An 18,370-nucleotide genomic window follows, 5' to 3' on the forward strand; every position below is an offset into this window, starting at 1 on the left:
GTCCTACCCGGAGGTCAGCCGCTCTTGCGGCGGAATTCCCGCTTCGTCACGGCCCCGTGCGTCCCCTGCACGGCCGAGTGGCCGTCGAGGTGAGCCTGACCCGACCGCTGCTGCCCGTTCTTCTTCGCCAGGGCTTCCTTGAACTTGCGCTTCATGTCGTCGGATGCCGTGGCATCCGGGGTCTCGTCGGTACTCATGGGTCCACCCTAGGCGCGCCGGGTTTCCCGGCGCCCCGTCAGACGTGGCGGACGCGCTGCTGCAGCCGGGTGCGGACGTCGAACAGCTCGGTGCCGCCGACCTCACGGGCCCCCGGGATGCCGCGCCGCAGCAGCGTCGTGAGGGCGCTGCGCTGCACCAGCACGACCGGGGTGCCACGGACCTTGCCGAGGTCGGTGACCGCGTCGAGGATCGCGTCGTCGGGGAGCACGACCATCGCGCCGCTGAACCGCACGCCCGCGGCCCGCGCGATGACGCGCGCCCGGGAGACGAGCTGCGTCACCGGCGAACCGATGACGTTCGGTCCGGTGATCTCGCCCCGGCGCACGCCGACCGGACCGCCGAAGTCCTCGCTCAGCATCGCGTACAGCCCGCTGGGTCCGAGCACGAGGTGGTCGATCTTCTGCTCGGGGTCGAGACCGTCGCGGTCGGCGAAGACGTCGTGCCAGACGGTGTACCCCATGCCCAGGTCGGCGACCAGGCGCGCGGTCTCCTCCTCGGCGAGCGCGTCGGCGAGGATGTGCCGGATCTCCGGCGGCGCCGACCGCACGAGCGCGGGATCGTACGGGTCGGCGACCTCGACGCCGCGGCCGACCCACTCGCGGATCAACGACAGGTACCGCTCCCGACGCCAGCCGCCGGGCTGGCCGTAGGCGCGCGCACGGGGTCGGGTGTCGGGACGGGGAGGAGGGGATGCCGTGGCCCCGCCGCCCCATTCGGCCGACGCGTGCCCGCGGCCGCGGTCGTAGGCGGCACGGGCCTCGGGCGTGCCGACCAGTTCCCACGCGCGCTGCACCTGGACGAACAGCGCGGCATCGCCGCCGGTGTCGGGGTGCGTCTCGCGCAGTCGGACGCGGTACGCACGCCGGAGTCCCTCGTCGTCGATGTCGACGTCGACGCGGAGAACCTCGTATGCCGAGACCGACATGGGGCTGTCGAACACGTCCGTCATCCGTTCCGCCGCTCGGGTGCGGCACCTTTCAGGCTAACGGGCGCCGTCTGTGCAACCCCCGGGATCCACCCCCGGTTTCGCTGACGGCTGCACGCCGTCCGCGTCAGACCTTCTCGTTGCGGCGGGCGTAGGCGGCGGCATCCCGGCTCGAGAGGGCGAGGAGCACGAGGATGTCGAGGCTCACCGTGACGAGGGTCGTGCCCACCGTGATCTCCTGCCCGAGCTCCCACCAGCCCGCGAACGCCGTGATGATCGAGAGGGTCGACACGAGCATCACGATCACCCGGGCGACGTTGCTCCCGCGCAGCAGCAGGATGCCGAAGACCGCCTGCACCAGGGTGATCACGCCCAGGATGCCGAAGAACACCGCGCCGTCGAGCCCGAGGTCCGAGAGGGTGAAGGTCGGATCCGCGCCGGAACCGTCCGCCGCGCCGGCGACCGTCTGCATCCACGACGGCAGGGGGAAGACGACCGTGAGACCCCACAGGATCCCGGACGCGGCGCGCAGCAGCACGAGCACGCCGCCGGCGACCGTCGCCGCCGGGCGCCGCATCGCGGGGTTCCGGGCGACCGGCGCGGCGACCGGTTCGAACGCCGCCCTCTTGCGGGGATGCCTCTCGCTCACGGTCGACCCTCCGTCCCGGCGTCGGCGGCCCCGGCATCCGCTGCCGCCCGGACCCCGCGCACGTCGAGGATGGGCAGGTCGCCGTCGGTGGTGATGCTGTCGCCGCCCCCGTTGCGCGCGTGGTAGCCGGTCGAGAAGTCGCGGATGACGTCGACCTCGACGCCGGGCAGGTCGCGCACGGTCGCGACGATGTGGTCGCGCTCGATGTCGGTGTCGGCGTCGATCCGGTGCGTGACCTGGAGGGTGAACAGCGACAGCCCGACGGCGCGGTCGAACGTTCCGGCCGCGAGCCAGTCGACGCGCCGTCCGCCGGGGAGCAGCCAGCCGTCGGGGCACCGCCAGAGCCGGACGTGGTGCCGCTGGGCCGGGGATCCGGCCACCTCCTGCTGATAGGCGAGGTCCTGCATCCGCCCGAACAGGAAGAGGGGGCTGACGGGTGCGGTCGGGTAGCTGCGGCGACGCAGGGTCGACGTGACGATGCGCCAGGACGAGCCGAGGCCGACCGGATCGGCGGGGATCCACCCGGCCGCGGCCATCACCGCCTCGATCTGCGCACGCTCGCCCTGGAAGGCGAGGTTCACCGGGTCGCCGAGCAGGCCGTCCGAGGTGCGGGTACGGCCCATGAAGTAGTCGGGCACGTAGATCGCGGTGAGGATGCGATGCAGCCGCGGGAGCACGAGGTAGGCGAGCAGACCCCAGAAGACGATCGCCATGATGATCCCGGCCCAGCCGAGAGTGAAGGTCTGGGTGAAGCTGAGGTAGGCGAGCCAGACGGCGGCGAGCCCGGCGAACACGAAGAAGAACCCGTCGAGCAGCCGCCCCAACGACCATCGTCTCCGCCCGCTCACGGCGCCGCTACCAGAGAGCCGGTTCGGGGTCGTGGGCGAACGCCTCGGCGACGCGCCACGGGGGCAGATCGAACCGGTGCGCGGGCGACCAGGACGGCGATCGGTCCTTGTCGACGAGCTGCGCGCGGATGCCCTCGGCCAGGTCCGGCTGCGTGGTCGCGAACCACATCACCAGTCCGTACTCCTGCGCGAGGGCGGCCCGGAGCGAGGGCAGCGCCCGAGCCCGACGCACGGCCTCGAGCGTCACGGACACCGCGGTCGGAGCCGATGCCTCGAGGAGGTCGGCGGTCGCGTGCGCCTCGGGCTCCCAGCGCTGACGGAGCCGGTGCAGGATGCCGTCGAGATCGTCGGCCGAGAAGGCGTCGTCGATCCAAGGACGCCAGGTCTCGAGATTCGATCGCTCCGGGCTCTCGTCGAACAGCAGCACCAGCTCGGTCGGGCTCGACGGGTCGGCGCGGTACTCCAACGCCTCGTGCAGGGCGGAGAGGTGCGCGACGGGGACGAGGTGGTCGGCGAAACCCGCGTACAGGGCGTCCGCGGCATCCATCGTCGCTCCCGTGAGCCCGAGGTACTCGCCCAGCCGTCCGGGCGCGCGCCCGAGCAGCCACGACCCGCCCACGTCCGGGGTGAAGCCGATGCGGGTCTCGGGCATCGCGAGCTGCGAGCGCTCGGTGACGATGCGGATGCGCGCGTGTCCGGCGAGCCCGATCCCCCCGCCCATCGTCACTCCGTCGGCGATCGCGACGATCGGTTTGGGGTAGGTCGCGATGCGGTGGTTGAGCGCGTACTCCTCGCGGAAGAACGTGTGCACCTCGTCGACGCGTCCGTCGACCACGAACCCGTGGAGCGCCCGCACGTCGCCGCCCGCGCAGAAGCCGCGGTCTCCGGCGCCGTCGAGCAGGACGAGATCGACATCGGTGTCGTGCTCCCAGCGGTCGAGCGCGGCGGAGAGCAGTCGGATCATGCCGAGGTCGAGCGCGTTGATCGCGCGGGGTCGGTTGAGCGTCAGGTGCCCCACGCCCCGCCAGGCTCGCGCGATGACCGCATCGTCGGATCGCTGTGCGTTCACGCTGCCACGTTACACAGGGCGCGAGATGTGTTTTCGGCCTCGGATCGGGGAAGATGGGGAGAACGCCCGCGGAACGAGAGGTACTCGATGCCCCAAGGACAGGTGCTGGAATTCTCGGGGCTGACCAAGCGCTTCGGCGCGGTGTCGGCCGTCGACGGCCTGACCGCTCGCGTGGAGCCGGGCCTGGTGACGGGATTCCTGGGTCCCAACGGTGCGGGCAAGACCACGTCGCTGCGCATGCTGTTGGGACTGGTCCGCCCCACGTCCGGGTCGGCGACGATCGGCGGTCGTCGGTACTCCGACATCGACCGGCCGCTGCAGACCGTGGGCGCCGCGCTCGAGGCATCCAGCTTCCACCCGGGACGCTCGGCGGCGAACCACCTCAAGGCCTACGCGCGGGCGGCGCGGCTGCCCCTGTCGCGCGTCGACGAGGTGCTCGGGCTCGTGGGCCTGGCCGATGTCGCGGGACGCCGCGTCGGCGGCTACTCGCTCGGCATGCGCCAGCGTCTGGGCCTGGCCACGGCCCTGATCGGCGATCCCGGCGTGCTGGTGCTCGACGAGCCCTCGAACGGGCTCGACCCCGAAGGCATCCGCTGGATGCGCTCGCTGCTGCGCCACCTCGCGGAGGAGGGCCGCACGGTGCTCATCTCCTCGCACCTGCTCGCCGAGGTGCAGCAGACCGTCGACGCGCTGCTGATCATCTCGCGCGGAAAGCTGGTGTTCCAGGGCGGAACGGAAGACCTCGCCGACCCCGACGAGTACTCCACGGTCGTCGACTCCCCCGACCGCGAGGCGCTGTCGCGGCTGCTCGACGAGCGCGGCATCCCGTTCCAGCTGCTGCGCAACGGCTTCACGATCCGGCACATCGAGCCGCTCGAGATCGGCACCCTCGCCGCCGGCGCGGGCATCGTCCTGTCGCACCTGCAGAGCAAGGGCGCGAGCCTGGAGGACATCTTCCTCGAGCTCGTCAGCGGCGTGCGCACCCACGCGAGCGCGGCCAACCCGGTCGCCGCCGCGCCGACGGAAGCGGAGACGGTGGATGCCGAGGCCCCCGCGCCCGCGCCCGATCCCGCACCGTCGACCGACCTCGTCCCGGTCGCGCCTGCCCCGCGGAGCTTCGCGCCTCCCACCGCACCCGAACCCGAGACCCGCCGCTCCTACGCGGTGGCCTCGACGGGAGTGATCGACATCGTGCCGGTCGACGACGCCCGCGCCGAAGACACGGAGGTGCCGCGATGAGCCTGGTGGCATCCACTCGCTCCGAGTACACGAAGCAGTTCAGCACCGCCGGTTGGTGGGTGCTCGGCATCGTGCTCGTCGTCTACGTCGGCTTCACCGCGGGCGTGCTCGCGCTGGCGTTCGGGGGCGTGGCATCCGGAAAGCTGCCCGGAGCCGAGGGCCCCACGCCTTCCGCGGACGGTCTCGCGGGACTCGTGTACAGCTCGGCGAGCGCCGTGGGGTACGTCTTCCCGCTGCTGGCGGGGACGCTCATGGTCACGACCGAGTTCCGGCACAAGACCCTGACCCCGACGTTCCTGGCCACCCCCCGCCGCGGCGTGGTGCTCGTGGGCAAGTTCGCGATCGGCATCCTGGTGGGCCTGCTGTACGGCATCCTCGGGTCGATCGCGGCCATCGGCGCGGGGGCCGGCGTGTTCGCGGCGTTCGGACTCGACACCGAGCTCGGTTCGTCCGACACGTGGGTGCTCGTGGGCCGCATGCTCCTGGCGTTCGCGCTCTGGGCGGTCGTCGGAATCGGCGTGGGCACGGTGGTGCGCAATCAGGTCGCCGCGATCGTCATCGTGCTGGCGGTGACGCTGTTCATCGAGCCGATCGTGCGCACGATCGCCGGCGTGCTCGACGGTCTCGACCAGGTCGCGCGGTGGCTGCCGAGCGCGGCGAGCGACGCCCTGGTGGGCAAGACGATCTTCGGCGCCGTCGGCGCCGGCGGCGCCGACCCGCTGGTGTGGTGGCTCGGCGGCCTCGTGCTGCTGGGCTACGCCGTGGTGCTGGTCCTCATCGGCCTCGCGACGACCTGGCGCCGCGACATCGACTGACGCGCGGTCAGGACACGAGGTCGGCAACGTCCTCGGGCTCGGGTGCACCCTCGAGACGCAGCGCCTTCAGCAGCGCGACGCCGTGCTTGGTCGTGAGGACCAGACGTTCGAACTCATCGTGACCGCGGAGGTCGATGACGACGCTCGACTTCCGCCGACGGATCACGACGAAGTCGTTGCCCCCGGCCGACTTCCACGTCCCCATGGCGACGGCGACCGGGAGGTACGTGCCCGGGTTCGGCACACCGCGGAGCCACGTCCATGCGTCGTCGGTCAGTTGCACGCGCTCGATCGTCGCGCGCGGCACGACGATGTTGCGCTTGCGGAACGACAGCGCACGCTCGGTCGGCGAGAGCACGACCTCGAGCTGCGCCTGATCGAGCAGCAGGGTCACCATGGCATCCATCCTGCCAGCGACGATGGATGCCGTCGGCCCCGGCGCCTCACGAGAGCGCAACGATCCGGGGGTGCGGGCCGCGGCCCGCGTGTCGGAGCGGAGGGATAGCCTGGAGCGATGAGTACGGGCAGCGCTGCGCCGCAGGCCGCACCGGCCCGGGGCGACTCGATCGACGACCTCCTCGACCGCGTGCGCGGCGGACACCGGCCCGACGTCGATGAGACCGAGGCGCTGCTGCACGCCCCGCTCGACGTGCTGTCCGGCGCCGCCGCAGCCCTGCGCGACGAGGGCCTCGAGCGCGCCGGGCGTCCGGGGGTCATCACGTACTCGCGCAAGGTGTTCGTGCCGCTCACGACCCTGTGCCGCGACCGCTGCCACTACTGCATCTTCGTCGACACGCCGGGGCAGCTGAACCTGCTGCGCAAGCCCGCCTACATGAGCCCCGAGCAGGTGCTCACGGTCGTGCGACAGGGGCAGGCGCTCGGCTGCAAAGAGGCGCTTCTGACCCTCGGCGATCGCCCCGAAGAGCGGTGGCCCGAGGCCCGCGCGTGGCTCGACGCGCACGGTTTCGCCTCGACGATCGACTACGTCGCGCACATCGCGCGCCTCATCACGGCCGAGACCGGCATGCTCGTCCACGCCAATCCCGGCGTGATGCACCCCGACGAGCTGGCGACGCTGCGTCCCGTCTCGCCGTCGATGGGCATGATGCTCGAGACGACCTCGCGTCGCCTCTACGAAGAGCCCGGTCAGGTGCATTTCGGGTCGCCCGACAAAGACCCCGACCTGCGCCTGCGCGTCATCGACGACGCGGGGGCGGCCGGCATCCCGTTCACGACCGGCATCCTGGTGGGCATCGGCGAGACCGTCCGCGACCGTGCGGAGTCGCTCATCGCCCTGCGCGACCTCGACGACCGGCACGGGCACGTCCAAGAGGTCATCGTGCAGAACTTCCGCGCGAAGCCCCGCACCGCCATGCAGGGAGCCCCGGATGCCGACATGCACGAGTACCTCGCGACCGTCGCCGTCGCGCGGCTCGCCCTGGGTCCCGACAGGCGCATCCAGGTTCCGCCGAACCTCTCCGACCCGCGCGAGCTGGGTCTGCTGATCGCGGCGGGGATCGACGACTGGGGCGGCGTGTCGCCGCTCACGGCCGACCACGTGAACCCCGAACGCCCGTGGCCGCACATCGACGACCTCGCCACCCAGACCGCCGCGCACGGCTTCACCCTGCGCGAGCGGCTGACCGCCCACCCCGAGTACATCCGGGACGCGGCGACGTGGATCGCCCCCGAGCTCCATGCTCCCGTCCGGGCGTTGGCGGATGCCACGGGCCTCGCGGCCGACGTGATCCCGCGCTCCACCGCGAGTGTTGCAGCGCGCACCGCCGACCCCAGCGTCCGCCGCCTCGCCGAGGCTGCCGCGGCCGACCCGCTCGCGCTCGACGACGCCGACTGGACGCGACTGCTCCACGCCACCGGCGCCGAGCTCGACGCCCTCGCGTCCGCAGCCGATGACGCGCGCCGCTACACGGTCGGCGAGCCGGTGACCCTCGTCCGCAACCGCAACCTCACCTCGACCGGGTTCCGCCGCGCGGGCCGCACGGGCGCGGGGGAGTTCGACCTCGCGGATGCCGAGGCGATCGCCGCGGATGCCGCCGACCTCGGCGCCACCGAGATCTGCATCCAGGGCGCGCTCCCCGCCGAGGAAGACCCCTCGGGGTACCTCGACCTCGTGCGGGCAGTGAAGCGCGGCGCGACCGGCATCCATGTCCATGCGTTCCGTCCGCTCGACGTGCGCGATCTCGCCGACCGCGGTGGGCTCGGGCTCGAGGGCGCCCTCGCGGCGATGCGCGAGGCCGGCGTCGACACGGTGCCGGGCACGGGGGTGAAGGTGCTGAGCGAACGCGTGCGCGGGCTCGTCGCGCCGGGCGACCTCGAGATCGATCGCTGGGTCGAGGGCATCACGGCCGCGCATCGCGCCGGGTTCCGCTCGACGTCGGTGCTGTTCTACGGACACGTCGAGACCGCGGCCGAGCGCATCGCTCACCTGCGGATGCTGCGCAGCATCCAGGCCGAGACGCGAGGCTTCGCCGAGTTCGTGCCGATCCCCCTCCCCGGCGGCGACGTGCCGCTGGTCGCGGGGCGTTCCCCGCTCGACGAGCACCGCGCGATGGTCGCGGTGTCGCGACTGCTGTTGTCGGGCGCGATCGCGCACGTGCAGATCCCGTGGACCCGCGTGGGGCGCGAGAGCGCGGCCGTCCTCCTGCGTTCGGGCGGCGACGACCTCGGCGGCACGCTGTACGACGGCCGTGTGCTGCCCGACACGGGCATCGAGCAGGGGCTCGAGCTGCCGGTCCCGGATGCCGAACGCCTCGCCCGCAGCCTGATGCGACCGTTCCGCCTGCGCACGACCGACTACGGCGTGGTCCCCGCGTGAGCGTGGTCGACGTCGTCGTCGTGGGCGCCGGGTTCGCCGGGCTCGGCATGGCCGGCGCGCTGCACCGCGCGGGCCGCGACGACATCGTCGTCATCGAGCGGGCGGGAGACGTCGGCGGAACCTGGCGCGACAACACGTACCCGGGCGTCGCGTGCGATGTCCCGGCCCACCTGTACAGCTACGCGGCGCACCCGCACGCGGGCTGGTCGCGCACGTTCGCCGAGGGACACGAGATCCAGCAGTACCTGCGCGATGTCGCCGCGGGCGTCGGCGAGCGCATCCGGCTCCACACCCCGCTCGTGGGGGCGGAGTGGGACGCCGAGACCTCGGTCTGGCACATCGACACCGGCACCGAGATGCTCCGCGCGCGCTCGCTCGTCCTCGCGTGCGGACGCCTCACCGAACCGCACGTCCCCGCGATCGAGGGGCTCGAGTCGTTCGCGGGCCCGCTGTTCCACTCCGCGCGCTGGGACCACGACGTCGACCTCACCGGCACGCGCGTGGCGGTCGTCGGCACCGGCGCGAGCGCGGTGCAGCTCGTGCCCGAGCTCGCCCGCCGTGCCGCCCACGTGACGCTGTTCCAGCGCACGCCGGCGTGGATCGTCCCGCGCGGCGGCGGCGAGATCTCCGCCGCGGAGCGCGCTCGCCTCGCCGAGAACCCCGGCGCCCTCGCGCGGCTCCGCGCCGAGCTGTACGCCGAGGGCGAGGCGCGCTTCGCGTCCCGCTCCGGCGACGCCGCAGCCTCCGCGGCCGCCCGTGCTGCAGCCCTCGCACACCTGCACACGCAGGTCGCCGACCCCGCGCTCCGCGCAGCCCTCACCCCCGACTACGCCTTCGGCTGCAAGCGGGTGCTGCTCTCCGACGCGTTCTACCCGGCCGTGGCATCCGATCGGGTGACCCTCGAACCCAGCGCCCTCGACCGGGTCGACGGGTCGACGCTCACCGCCGCGAGCGGGCGGCAGCACGAGGCCGATGTGCTCGTGCTCGCCACCGGCTTCGCCTCGACGCAGCAGCCGTACGCCGATCTCGTACGGGGCGAAGACAAGACGCTCGCCGAGCACTGGGGCGAGGGCATGACGTCGTTCGGGTCCACCGTCGTCGCCGGCTTCCCGAACCTCTTCGTCCTCAACGGCCCCAACGCCAGCCTCGGCCACAACTCGGCGGTGCTCATGATCGAGGAGCAGGCCGCGTACGTCGTCCGTGCCCTCGCCGAGCGCGACCGTCGTCCCGATCGCGTGCTGCGTGTCCGCCCCGAGGCCGAGGCGGCCTACACCGACGAGATCGCCGCCGCCGCGGCATCCACGCCCTGGATGACCGGCGGATGCCGCAACTGGTACGTCGATGAGAGATCGGGGCGGCTGACGCTGCTGTGGCCGGGCACCGTGCAGGCGTTCCACGAAAGACTGACCGGTACCGACGGGTCGGAGTTCGAACCCGCGCACACCCCCGTGCGCGGCTGACGCATCGCCCGCGTGAGCGGGTCACGAAGAAGGAGAATCATGGTCGTTCCGCTGCGATTCGGATACAAGGCCTCGAGCGAGCAGTTCGGGCCGAACGAGCTGCTCGACTTCGGTGTGCTCGCGGAAGAGATGGGCTTCGACTCGGTCTTCCTCTCCGATCACCTCCAGCCGTGGCGGCACGAGGGCGGGCACGCCCCCAACGCCCTGCCGTGGCTCGGCGCGCTCGGCGCGCGCACGCAGCGCGTGATGCTCGGCACCTCGGTGCTGACCCCGACGTTCCGCTACCACCCGGGCGTCATCGCGCAGGTGTTCGCGACGCTCGGCGTGATGTTCCCCGGTCGTGTCGCGCTCGGAGTCGGCACCGGCGAGGCGCTGAACGAGGTGACCCTGGGCCTCGAGTGGCCCGAGCCGCCCGAGCGCTTCCAGCGCCTGAAAGAGGCCATCACCCTCATCGACAAGCTCTGGACCGAGGATCGGGTCACCTTCGAGGGCACCTACTACTCGGTGAAGGATGCCACGATCTACGACCGCCCCGAGCAGAAGGTGCCGATCTACATCGGCGCCTCGGGTCCTGCCGCGACACGGCTCGCCGGACGCATCGCCGAGGGCTACATCACCACGAGCGGCAAGGACCCGTCGCTGTACACGGACACGCTGCTGCCCGCGCTCGACGACGGGCTCGCGAAGGCCGGACGCACGCGCGACGACGTCGACACCCTCATGGAGGTCAAGGTCTCGTACCACCCCGACCGCGAGACCGCGCTCGAGAAGACGCGCTTCTGGGCACCGCTGGCGCTGTCGGCCGAAGAGAAGATGAGCGTGCACGACCCGATCGAGATGGCGCGTCTGGCCGACGAGCTCCCGATCGAGCGGGCGGCATCCCGGTTCATCGTGTCGACCGACCCCGACGAGCACGTCGAGCGCATCGCGCACTACGTCGACCTCGGCTTCCGCCACCTCGTGTTCCACGACCCGGGACACGACCAGGAGGAGTTCCTGCGCACGTACGGCGCCGAGATCCTGCCGCGGCTGCGGGCGCGGTTCAGCTGAGGCGGGGGCGGCGGGGCGCCACCGGGCGTGCCGCGCTCCGGAGGTTTCCCGCCTCCGCAGCACGATTCGCGGGCGCACCGCTACCCCCGGACGGAAATGTCCGGAGTCCGGCACACAATGGAGCCGATGAGCATTCCTGAGATCCGCGACGGCTGGACGATCGTCGTGCCCGTGAAGCCGGCCGCGCTCGGCAAGACGCGGCTGACGAGCGTGACCGCCGACCGCGAGGCGCTCGCGCGCGCGATCGCCCTCGACACGATCGCCGCCGCCGCGGCGACCCCGCGGGTGTCGCACGTGCTGGTGGTGACCGATGACGCCGAGGTGTCCGCCTCGGTGTCGCAGTGGCCCGCGGTCGACGTCGTCCCCGAGGGAGACGTGCGCGGCCTCGACGCCGCGATCGCCCTGGGTACGGACGCCGCAGGACAGGGCGCGCCCCGCGCGGCGCTGCTGGGCGACGTCCCCGCGCTGACGCCGCAGGACCTCGACGCCGCACTGAAGCTCGCAGGAGAGGTCGAACGGGGCCTGGTCCCGGATGCCGAGGGCACCGGCTCCACCTTGGTCACGGCCCGCCCGGGCGCCGTGTGGGTGTCGGCCTTCGGCGCCGACTCCGCGGCCCGGCACCGGCTGCTGGGATGCACCGACCTCGCGGTCCCGCGCGGCTCGTCGCTGCGTCGCGACGTCGACACGGCGGTTCAGCTCGCCGAGGCCGTCGCGCTCGGCGTGGGACCGCGGACCGCGGCGGTACTGGCGGCTGCGGCGGCCTGACCGCCTACACCCCGAGCGCCGCCTCGGCGATCGCGGCCGAGGCATCCTCGTCGCGCATCCACAGCGGCGCGACGACGGCCCGGATTCCCGCGGCATCCACTTCAGGCGCCGCCGCAGCGTCCTCCTCGGCGAGCAGCCACGCATCGAGCACCCCGTCGGCCGACCGTGCGCCGTAGTGCCGGGCGACGGCCGCAGCCGACGTCTCGACCCCGATCGCCGTCAGGCACACATCGGCCATCCCCCGCACGACGCGTCCGCCGATGATCGGCGAGACACCGACCACCCGCGCCGACGTCGACCGCAACGCCTCCCGGATGCCGGGAACCGCGAGGATCGGACCGATCGACACGACCGGGTTCGACGGCGCCAGCAGCACCACGTCGGCCTCCGCGATCGCCTCGACGACGCCGGGGGCGGGCGTGGCATCCGAGATTCCGGGGTTCTCGAACCGCACCGGAGTCAGGGCGGCGCGGTAGCGCGTCCACCACTCCTGGAAGTGCAGACGCCGACCGTCCTCGACGTGCACGTGCGTGTCGACCTCGCTGTCGGTCATCGGAAGCAGCCGGATGCCGAGCGGCCACCGCTCCGCCATCCGCCCGAGGACCTCGGTCGGGGTGAGGCCTTCGCGCAGCCAGCCGGTGCGCGCCAGGTGGGTGCCCAGGTCGAGGTCGCCGAGCGTGAACCAGGGCCACCCGGCGCCCCACGCCTGCAGCTCCTCGTTGACGCGCTCCGTGTCACCCGCACGGCCCCAGCCGCGGACGGTGTCGTTGACCCCGGCGAGTGCGTACGTGATCGAATCGACGTCGGGCTGCAGCCGCACGCCCGAGAGCCACAGGTCGTCACCGGTGTTGACCACGACGGTCGCTTCGGGCGCCCCGAGGCGCCGCAGGGCGGCACGGACGCCGAGGGTGAACTTCGATCCGCCGACACCGCCGGCGAGCACGACGATGCGGGGCTGAGGATTCGGCATCCGTCCAGTCTTCCACCGCGCCGCGCGGGTGCGATGCGTCAGGCGCCGCCGAGGGCGGACCACACGGCGCGCGCGCCACTGTCGCCGACCAGCACCAGATCGATCGTCGTGCCGACCGCTACGACGATCGCGACCACGGCGATGACGGCGGTGATCACCCGCACACCGCCGATCGGGCGGTCCGCGCGCCGCGCGCGCCACCAGAACCAGGCCCACTGCCCGACCGCTACGACGATCAGGAAGAACGCCCAGATCACCGGACCGTTGCCCATCTCGGTGTGCGCCTCGACGAGGGCCGTCTCCGGCACCTGACGTTCGAGCGCTTCGCCCGCCTGCTTCGCGAGCAGCGCGAAACCACCGCCGACGATCGCGACGATGGGGGTCAGGATGCCGAGGCGCCGACGCGCCGCCGGCCAGACGCTGCCGACGACGACCATGAGCGCCGCGAGCGGCAGCAGCACGACGACGGCGTGGACGAGAAGGGGGTGAAGCGGGAGTCCCGCGAGCTGCCACATGCGCTGATCACAGCACACCCGCGGCATCCCGGTCTACGCAGGTAATGCTGCCCTTCCGCCGTGGGAAGATGCGCCGGATCACCGGCCGACGCGCCGCCGTCCGAAGCCCCGCCTACTGCGCCAGCAGCGTCGGGTCCGCCGCGCCGGCCGCGGCCCGCGCGGCGACGGGCAGGGCCTCGAGCACGCGCTCCAGCGCGAGGTCGTCGTGCGCGGCGGTGAGGAACCACGCCTCGAAGACGCTCGGGGGCAGGGACACGCCGGCATCCAGCATCGCGTGGAAGAACGGGGCGTACCGCCACGACTGCTGCGTCAGCGCCGTGGCGTAGTCGCGCGGCACCTCCGGCAGGAACGCGACGCCGAACAGGGATCCGGCACGCGGAACGGCGTGCACCACTCCCTCGGCCGTCAGCGCGGCATCCAGGGCGTCGGCGACGCGCGCGGCCGAGGCGTCGACCGCGGCGTACACCTCGGGGGTCGCGAGCCGGAGCGTCGCGAGGCCCGCGGCGACCGACAGCGGGTTCCCCGACAGCGTGCCCGCCTGATACACGGGACCGAGGGGCGCGAGCTGGTCCATGACGTCGGCGCGTCCGCCGAGGGCGGCCAGCGGCATCCCCCCGCCGACGACCTTGCCGAACGTGAGGATGTCGGGCAGGTACGTCTCGCCGTGCGACGCCTGCAGGCCCCAGAAGCCGGCGGGGTGCACGCGGAATCCGGTGAGCACCTCGTCCATGATCAGCAGCGCGCCGTGGCTGTGCGCGATGTCGGCGAGCGCGGCGTTGAAGCCGGGCAGCGGCGGAACGACACCCATGTTCGCGGATGCCGCCTCGACGATGATCGCGGCGATGTTCTCGCCGTGCACCGCGAACGCCTCGCGCACCGCGTCGAGGTCGTTGTAGGGCAGCACGAGCGTCTGCGCGGCGATCGGCGCGGGAACCCCCGCCGAGCCGGGGAGCGCGAGCGTCGCGACGCCCGAGCCGGCGGCGGCGAGCAGCCCGTCGGAGTGACCGTGGTAGTGCCCCGCGAACTTGATCAGCAGGTCACGGCCGGTCGCCCCGCGCGCGAGACGGATCGCCGTCATCGTCGCCTCGGTGCCCGTGGACACCAGACGCACCTTCTCGACGGGGCGCAGGTCGCCCACCTGGACCCGACGCGCGATCAGATCCGCGAGCTCGACCTCGGCCCCCGTCGGCGCGCCGAAGGACAGACCCTTGGATGCCGCCGACTGCACGGCCCCGACCACCTCGGGGTGCGCGTGACCGAGGAGTGCCGGACCCCACGAGGCGACGAGGTCGACGTACTCACGGCCCGTGGCATCCGTGATCCGGGCGCCCGCGGCGGACTGCACGAACCGCGGCGTCCCGCCGACGGATCCGTACGCCCGCACGGGCGAGTTCACACCGCCGGGGATGACGTCCTTCGCGCGCGCGAACCACTGGTCGTTGAGGTCTGTCATGGTTCCATTCTCCCGGGCGTGCGCGCGTGTCGGCCCACCCGCGGGGGAACGCGGGCAGAACGTGGAGCGGGCTTACAGGTCGGCGCGCAGCCAGTGCGCGGCCTCGAGCGCCCAGTACGTGAGGATCGCGTCGGCGCCGGCGCGACGGATGCCGAGCAGGCTCTCCAGCACCGCACCGCGGCGGTCGATCCAGCCGTGGGCCGCGGCGGCCTCGACCATCGCGTACTCCCCCGACACCTGATACGCCCACACCGGCACGTCGACGGCGGCGCGCACGTCGGCGAGCACGTCGAGGTACGGGAGCGCCGGCTTGACCATCACGACGTCGGCGCCCTCTTCGACGTCGAGCAGCGCCTCGCGCACGCCCTCGCGGCCGTTGCCGGGGTCGAGCTGGTACGTGCGGCGGTCGCCCTTCAGCTGCGAGTCCACGGCCTCGCGGAACGGACCGTAGAAGGCCCCCGCGTACTTCGCGGAGTACGCCAGGATCAGCGTGTCGGTGAAGCCCTCGGCATCCAGCGCCTGGCGCACCGCGCCGACCTGGCCGTCCATCATCCCGGAGAGACCGAGCATCGCCGACCCCGCCCGGGCCTGGGCGAGACCCATCGCGGTGTACCGCTCGAGGGTCGCGTCGTTGTCGACGGTGCCGTCCGCGCTCAGTACACCGCAGTGGCCGTGGTCGGTGAACTCGTCGAGACACAGGTCGGTCTGGACCACGAGGGCGTCGCCGACCTCGGAGATCACGGTCTCGGTCGCGACGTTCAGGATGCCGTTCGGGTCGTCGGCGCCGGAGCCCACCGCGTCGCGGGTCTCGGGCACGCCGAACAGCATCACGCCGCCGATGCGGGCGGCCGCGGCTTCGGCGACCACGCGGCGCAACGAGTCGAGCGAGTGCTGCACGACGCCGGGCATCGAGCCGATGGGCGCCTGCTGGCTGATGCCCTCCCGCACGAACAGCGGCAGCACCAGCTGCGAGGGGACCAGATGCGTCTCGCGCGCGAGACGGCGGATGGCGGGAGTGCGGCGCAGGCGCCGCGGGCGGTACTCGGGGAAGCTCATGCGGGGGTCTCGGACTCCGGGGGGAGGGTGAAACGCGCGACGGCGTCGATCAGGGAGTCGACGGTCTGCCGCTCGGCGACGACGTCGACGGTGAGGCCCGCGCGCTTGGCATCCTTGGCGGTGCGCGGTCCGATCGCGGCGATCACGGTGGATGCCGGGATCTCGGGGAACTGCTCGACCACCTGTTCGGCGACCGACCCGCTCGTGACGAGGATGGCGTTGATGCGACCCGAGTGGACGTCGGTGGCGATCTTGTCGGTCACCGGGACGCCGACCGTGCGGTACGCCACCACGCTCCGCACCCGGTGCCCCGCCTCGATCAGCAGACGCGTGAGGACGGGCTTGGCGATCTCGCTGCGCAACGTCAGGACGTTGCGGGGCTCGGACTCGAGGTCGATCATCTGCTCGGCCATGCCCTGCGCGGAGTTGTCCCGCTCGGGAACGAGATCGACGTGGTAGCCCACGGCCTGCATCGCCGCGGCGGTCGTCTCGCCGACGGCGGCGACCTTGGTCGTCGCGGGGATCACGGCACGGTACGCGTAGAGCACGTCGACGGTGGTCGCGCTCGTGAGCGTGAGCCAGTCGAACGCGCCGTCGGCGAGATCGGCGAGTGCCTGCTCGAGGGTCGCCTGGTCGTTCGTGGGGGCGAAGTTGATCAGCGGCGCGATGACCGGAACGGCGCCGCGCTGACGAAGGCTCGCGGCGACACCGTCACCCCACGGGCCGCCGCGGGGCACGAGGACGCGCCGGCCGGCGAGCGGCTTGTCTGGGGTCGGCGTGTGCCGATGGCCTTCATTCATGTGGTCGACTCTCGTGGTACCAGGTCGGCCGCCCCACGTTCGAGCAACCGACGCGCGGCTTCTTGGCCCGCACGCGTCGCACGCGCGATGGGTCCCCCGTCGTCGGCAGCATTCGCACCGTTGCCACTGCCAGGTTCCCCACCATACCCCGGCTCCACGCGCACGGTCCGATCGATACCGATCCGATGCGAGCCGTCGAGCGCGTAGACGATGGCCCGCAGGCGCAGGTCGCCGTCGACGAGGGCGGCGTGCGTGGCGACGGGGGCATGGCATCCCGCATCCAGAACCGAGAGGACGGTGCGCTCCGCCGTGATCGCGACGCGGGTGTCGACGTCGTCGAGCGTGGCGAGAGCGGCGAGGATCTCGGGCGCGATGTCGGTGCGCGTCTCGATCGCGAGCGATCCCTGTCCGGGCGCGGTGGGCCATTCCGCCAGGCCCAGATACTCGGCTTCCAGACCGCCCAGGTCTCCGCCGAGGCGCGCGATGCCCGCGGCGGCGAGGATGACGGCATCCAATTCTCCGTCCCGGACGCGCGCGAGACGCGAATCGACGTTGCCGCGGATGTCGTGGATGTCGAGCCCCGGGTTGTGGCGCAGGGCCTGCGCGATGCGCCGGGGAGACCCGGTGCCCACGCGCGCCCCGACGGGGAGAGCCGAGAGCGCGGTCCCGTCGCGGGTCACGACGACGTCGCGGGCGTCCTCGCGCGGCGGCGTGGCCGCGATCACGAGTCCCTCGGGCTGCAGCGTCGGCAGATCCTTCAGCGAGTGGACGAGGAAGTCGCAGCGGTCGGCGGCGAGCGCCTCGCGCAGCCCGTTCGCGAACACGCCGCGCCCGCCGAGCTGCGACAGCGACGCGCGGTTGACATCGCCCTCCGACACGATCGGCACGAGTTCGACATCACGACCGGATGCCGCGGCCACGGCGTCCGCGACCATCTGCGACTGCGCCATCGCCAGCGCGCTGCGCCGCGTGCCCAGGCGCAGAGCGGCGCTCACTGGAGGATCTCGGGGATCTCGTCGAGGGTGACGCGGCGTCCCGTGTAGAACGGCACCTCTTCGCGGACGTGACGGCGGGCCTCGGTGTAGCGGAGGTCGCGCATCATGTCGACGAGGTCGGTGAGGTCGTCCGCCTCCATCGGCAGCAGCCACTCGTAGTCGCCCAGGGCGAAGGATGCCACGGTGTTGGCGATCACGCCCTTGTACTCGGAGCCCTTCTTGCCGTGTTCGATGAGCATCTCGCGGCGCTCGGCCTCGGGCAGCAGGTACCACTCGTAGCTGCGGACGAACGGGTACAGGCACAGCCAGTCCTTCGCGTCGATGCCGCGGAGGAAGCCGGGGACGTGCGAGCGGTTGAACTCGGCGTCGCGGTGCACGCCCATGGCGTTCCACGTCGGGAGCAGGTTCTTCAGCAGTTCGGTGCGGCGCAGACGCCGCAGGTCGCGCTGCAGGGCCTGCGGGTCTTCACCGTGCAGCCACACCATCAGGTCGGCGTCGGCGCGCAGGCCGCTGACGTCGTAGAACCCGCGGACGGTCACGCCGTCCGCCTCGATCAGGTCGACCAGGTCGGCCAGCTCGGTGGCGTCGGCCTCGGTGACGGGGTTCTCGGGGTCGCGGCGGAGGACCGCCCACAGGGTGTAGATGGAAGAGGAGTCGTCGGCCATGCGTCAATCCTCGCCCTCGCGGCGCGCCGCTCCAAACCCGT

Annotated in this window: 19 protein-coding genes; 6 read left to right on the forward strand and 13 right to left on the reverse strand. The window is 72.4% G+C overall.

Features of this window, described 5'->3' with window-relative positions; all coding sequences use genetic code 11:
- Positions 1 to 14 precede the first annotated feature (14 nt).
- The 5 genes from BGO45_RS08415 to BGO45_RS08435 form a co-directional block, all read right to left on the reverse strand.
- A complete protein-coding gene (locus tag BGO45_RS08415; protein WP_076493352.1) occupies positions 15 to 197 on the reverse strand; it encodes a DUF5302 domain-containing protein in 183 nt (60 codons plus the stop codon).
- A 38-nt stretch (positions 198 to 235) separates the two neighbouring features.
- On the reverse strand, positions 236 to 1,159 hold the full coding sequence (locus BGO45_RS08420; protein ID WP_292692674.1) for a DnaJ domain-containing protein: 924 nt from the start codon (positions 1,157 to 1,159) through the stop codon (positions 236 to 238).
- A gap of 112 nt (positions 1,160 to 1,271) precedes the next feature.
- Positions 1,272 to 1,793 carry a hypothetical protein gene (locus BGO45_RS08425; protein ID WP_292692677.1) on the reverse strand — a complete coding sequence of 174 codons (522 nt, stop codon included), beginning with the start codon at positions 1,791 to 1,793 and terminating at the stop codon, positions 1,272 to 1,274.
- Positions 1,790 to 2,617, reverse strand: a complete 828-nt coding sequence (locus BGO45_RS08430) for an LssY C-terminal domain-containing protein (RefSeq protein ID WP_292692680.1) — start codon at positions 2,615 to 2,617, stop codon at positions 1,790 to 1,792. The genes BGO45_RS08425 and BGO45_RS08430 overlap by 4 nt, the downstream gene beginning before the upstream one ends.
- Positions 2,618 to 2,648: 31 nt before the next feature.
- Positions 2,649 to 3,710, reverse strand: a complete 1,062-nt coding sequence (locus tag BGO45_RS08435) for an enoyl-CoA hydratase/isomerase family protein (RefSeq protein ID WP_292692683.1) — start codon at positions 3,708 to 3,710, stop codon at positions 2,649 to 2,651.
- A gap of 87 nt (positions 3,711 to 3,797) precedes the next feature.
- Between BGO45_RS08435 and BGO45_RS08440 the strand changes: the two genes are divergently transcribed.
- Together BGO45_RS08440 and BGO45_RS08445 are read left to right on the forward strand one after the other, a co-directional pair.
- Positions 3,798 to 4,949 (forward strand): ABC transporter ATP-binding protein, encoded by a 1,152-nt coding sequence (locus BGO45_RS08440; protein ID WP_292692684.1) that lies wholly within the window; start codon positions 3,798 to 3,800, stop codon positions 4,947 to 4,949.
- Entirely contained in the window at positions 4,946 to 5,764 is an 819-nt protein-coding gene (locus BGO45_RS08445) for an ABC transporter permease (RefSeq protein ID WP_292692686.1), read from the forward strand. Before BGO45_RS08440 ends, BGO45_RS08445 begins: the two co-directional genes overlap by 4 nt.
- Before the next feature lie 7 nt (positions 5,765 to 5,771).
- Here BGO45_RS08445 and BGO45_RS08450 read toward each other — a convergent pair whose 3' ends face one another.
- Positions 5,772 to 6,161: a hypothetical protein gene (locus tag BGO45_RS08450; protein WP_292692689.1), complete on the reverse strand. Its 390-nt coding sequence runs from the start codon at positions 6,159 to 6,161 to the stop codon at positions 5,772 to 5,774.
- A 117-nt stretch (positions 6,162 to 6,278) separates the two neighbouring features.
- Here BGO45_RS08450 and cofG point away from each other — a divergent pair, with 117 nt between their 5' ends.
- From cofG to cofC, 4 genes are all read left to right on the forward strand, one after another.
- Entirely contained in the window at positions 6,279 to 8,600 is a 2,322-nt protein-coding gene (gene cofG, locus BGO45_RS08455; RefSeq protein ID WP_292692692.1) for a 7,8-didemethyl-8-hydroxy-5-deazariboflavin synthase CofG, read from the forward strand.
- Entirely contained in the window at positions 8,597 to 10,060 is a 1,464-nt protein-coding gene (locus BGO45_RS08460) for an NAD(P)/FAD-dependent oxidoreductase (protein ID WP_292692694.1), read from the forward strand. The genes cofG and BGO45_RS08460 overlap by 4 nt, the downstream gene beginning before the upstream one ends.
- Positions 10,061 to 10,099: 39 nt before the next feature.
- Positions 10,100 to 11,110 (forward strand): glucose-6-phosphate dehydrogenase (coenzyme-F420), encoded by a 1,011-nt coding sequence (gene fgd / locus BGO45_RS08465; RefSeq protein WP_292692697.1) that lies wholly within the window; start codon positions 10,100 to 10,102, stop codon positions 11,108 to 11,110.
- 126 nt (positions 11,111 to 11,236) lie between these two features.
- Positions 11,237 to 11,875: a 2-phospho-L-lactate guanylyltransferase gene (gene cofC / locus BGO45_RS08470; RefSeq protein WP_292692700.1), complete on the forward strand. Its 639-nt coding sequence runs from the start codon at positions 11,237 to 11,239 to the stop codon at positions 11,873 to 11,875.
- 4 nt (positions 11,876 to 11,879) lie between these two features.
- Here cofC and cofD read toward each other — a convergent pair whose 3' ends face one another.
- From cofD to hemQ, 7 genes are all read right to left on the reverse strand, one after another.
- Entirely contained in the window at positions 11,880 to 12,845 is a 966-nt protein-coding gene (gene cofD / locus BGO45_RS08475) for a 2-phospho-L-lactate transferase (RefSeq protein WP_292692702.1), read from the reverse strand.
- Positions 12,846 to 12,883: 38 nt separating this feature from the next.
- Positions 12,884 to 13,360, reverse strand: a complete 477-nt coding sequence (locus BGO45_RS08480; protein WP_292692705.1) for a DUF2231 domain-containing protein — start codon at positions 13,358 to 13,360, stop codon at positions 12,884 to 12,886.
- Positions 13,361 to 13,472: 112 nt separating this feature from the next.
- Positions 13,473 to 14,813 carry a glutamate-1-semialdehyde 2,1-aminomutase gene (hemL, locus tag BGO45_RS08485; RefSeq protein ID WP_292692708.1) on the reverse strand — a complete coding sequence of 447 codons (1,341 nt, stop codon included), beginning with the start codon at positions 14,811 to 14,813 and terminating at the stop codon, positions 13,473 to 13,475.
- A 72-nt stretch (positions 14,814 to 14,885) separates the two neighbouring features.
- Positions 14,886 to 15,869: a porphobilinogen synthase gene (gene hemB / locus BGO45_RS08490; RefSeq protein WP_292692710.1), complete on the reverse strand. Its 984-nt coding sequence runs from the start codon at positions 15,867 to 15,869 to the stop codon at positions 14,886 to 14,888.
- On the reverse strand, positions 15,866 to 16,669 hold the full coding sequence (locus BGO45_RS08495; protein ID WP_292692713.1) for a uroporphyrinogen-III synthase: 804 nt from the start codon (positions 16,667 to 16,669) through the stop codon (positions 15,866 to 15,868). Before BGO45_RS08495 ends, hemB begins: the two co-directional genes overlap by 4 nt.
- Entirely contained in the window at positions 16,666 to 17,664 is a 999-nt protein-coding gene (hemC, locus tag BGO45_RS08500; RefSeq protein WP_292692715.1) for a hydroxymethylbilane synthase, read from the reverse strand. The genes BGO45_RS08495 and hemC overlap by 4 nt, the downstream gene beginning before the upstream one ends.
- Positions 17,661 to 18,329 (reverse strand): hydrogen peroxide-dependent heme synthase, encoded by a 669-nt coding sequence (hemQ, locus tag BGO45_RS08505; RefSeq protein WP_292692717.1) that lies wholly within the window; start codon positions 18,327 to 18,329, stop codon positions 17,661 to 17,663. Before hemQ ends, hemC begins: the two co-directional genes overlap by 4 nt.
- Between the last annotated feature and the right edge of the window lie 41 nt (positions 18,330 to 18,370).

Origin of the sequence: Microbacterium sp. 71-36 (assembly GCF_001898305.1) — a bacterium.
Classification (GTDB): domain Bacteria; phylum Actinomycetota; class Actinomycetes; order Actinomycetales; family Microbacteriaceae; genus Microbacterium.

Excerpts from the sequence above, each read along its gene's own strand:
- BGO45_RS08415 (WP_076493352.1), bottom strand. The coding sequence starts at position 197 with ATGAGTACCGACGAGACCCCGGATGCCACGGCATCCGACGACATGAAG.
- BGO45_RS08440 (WP_292692684.1), top strand. The coding sequence starts at position 3,798 with ATGCCCCAAGGACAGGTGCTGGAATTCTCGGGGCTGACCAAGCGCTTC.
- BGO45_RS08445 (WP_292692686.1), top strand. The coding sequence starts at position 4,946 with ATGAGCCTGGTGGCATCCACTCGCTCCGAGTACACGAAGCAGTTCAGC.
- BGO45_RS08450 (WP_292692689.1), bottom strand. The coding sequence starts at position 6,161 with ATGGTGACCCTGCTGCTCGATCAGGCGCAGCTCGAGGTCGTGCTCTCG.
- cofG (WP_292692692.1), top strand. The coding sequence starts at position 6,279 with ATGAGTACGGGCAGCGCTGCGCCGCAGGCCGCACCGGCCCGGGGCGAC.
- fgd (WP_292692697.1), top strand. The coding sequence starts at position 10,100 with ATGGTCGTTCCGCTGCGATTCGGATACAAGGCCTCGAGCGAGCAGTTC.
- cofC (WP_292692700.1), top strand. The coding sequence starts at position 11,237 with ATGAGCATTCCTGAGATCCGCGACGGCTGGACGATCGTCGTGCCCGTG.
- cofD (WP_292692702.1), bottom strand. The coding sequence starts at position 12,845 with ATGCCGAATCCTCAGCCCCGCATCGTCGTGCTCGCCGGCGGTGTCGGC.
- BGO45_RS08480 (WP_292692705.1), bottom strand. The coding sequence starts at position 13,360 with ATGTGGCAGCTCGCGGGACTCCCGCTTCACCCCCTTCTCGTCCACGCC.
- hemL (WP_292692708.1), bottom strand. The coding sequence starts at position 14,813 with ATGACAGACCTCAACGACCAGTGGTTCGCGCGCGCGAAGGACGTCATC.
- hemB (WP_292692710.1), bottom strand. The coding sequence starts at position 15,869 with ATGAGCTTCCCCGAGTACCGCCCGCGGCGCCTGCGCCGCACTCCCGCC.
- BGO45_RS08495 (WP_292692713.1), bottom strand. The coding sequence starts at position 16,669 with ATGAATGAAGGCCATCGGCACACGCCGACCCCAGACAAGCCGCTCGCC.
- hemQ (WP_292692717.1), bottom strand. The coding sequence starts at position 18,329 with ATGGCCGACGACTCCTCTTCCATCTACACCCTGTGGGCGGTCCTCCGC.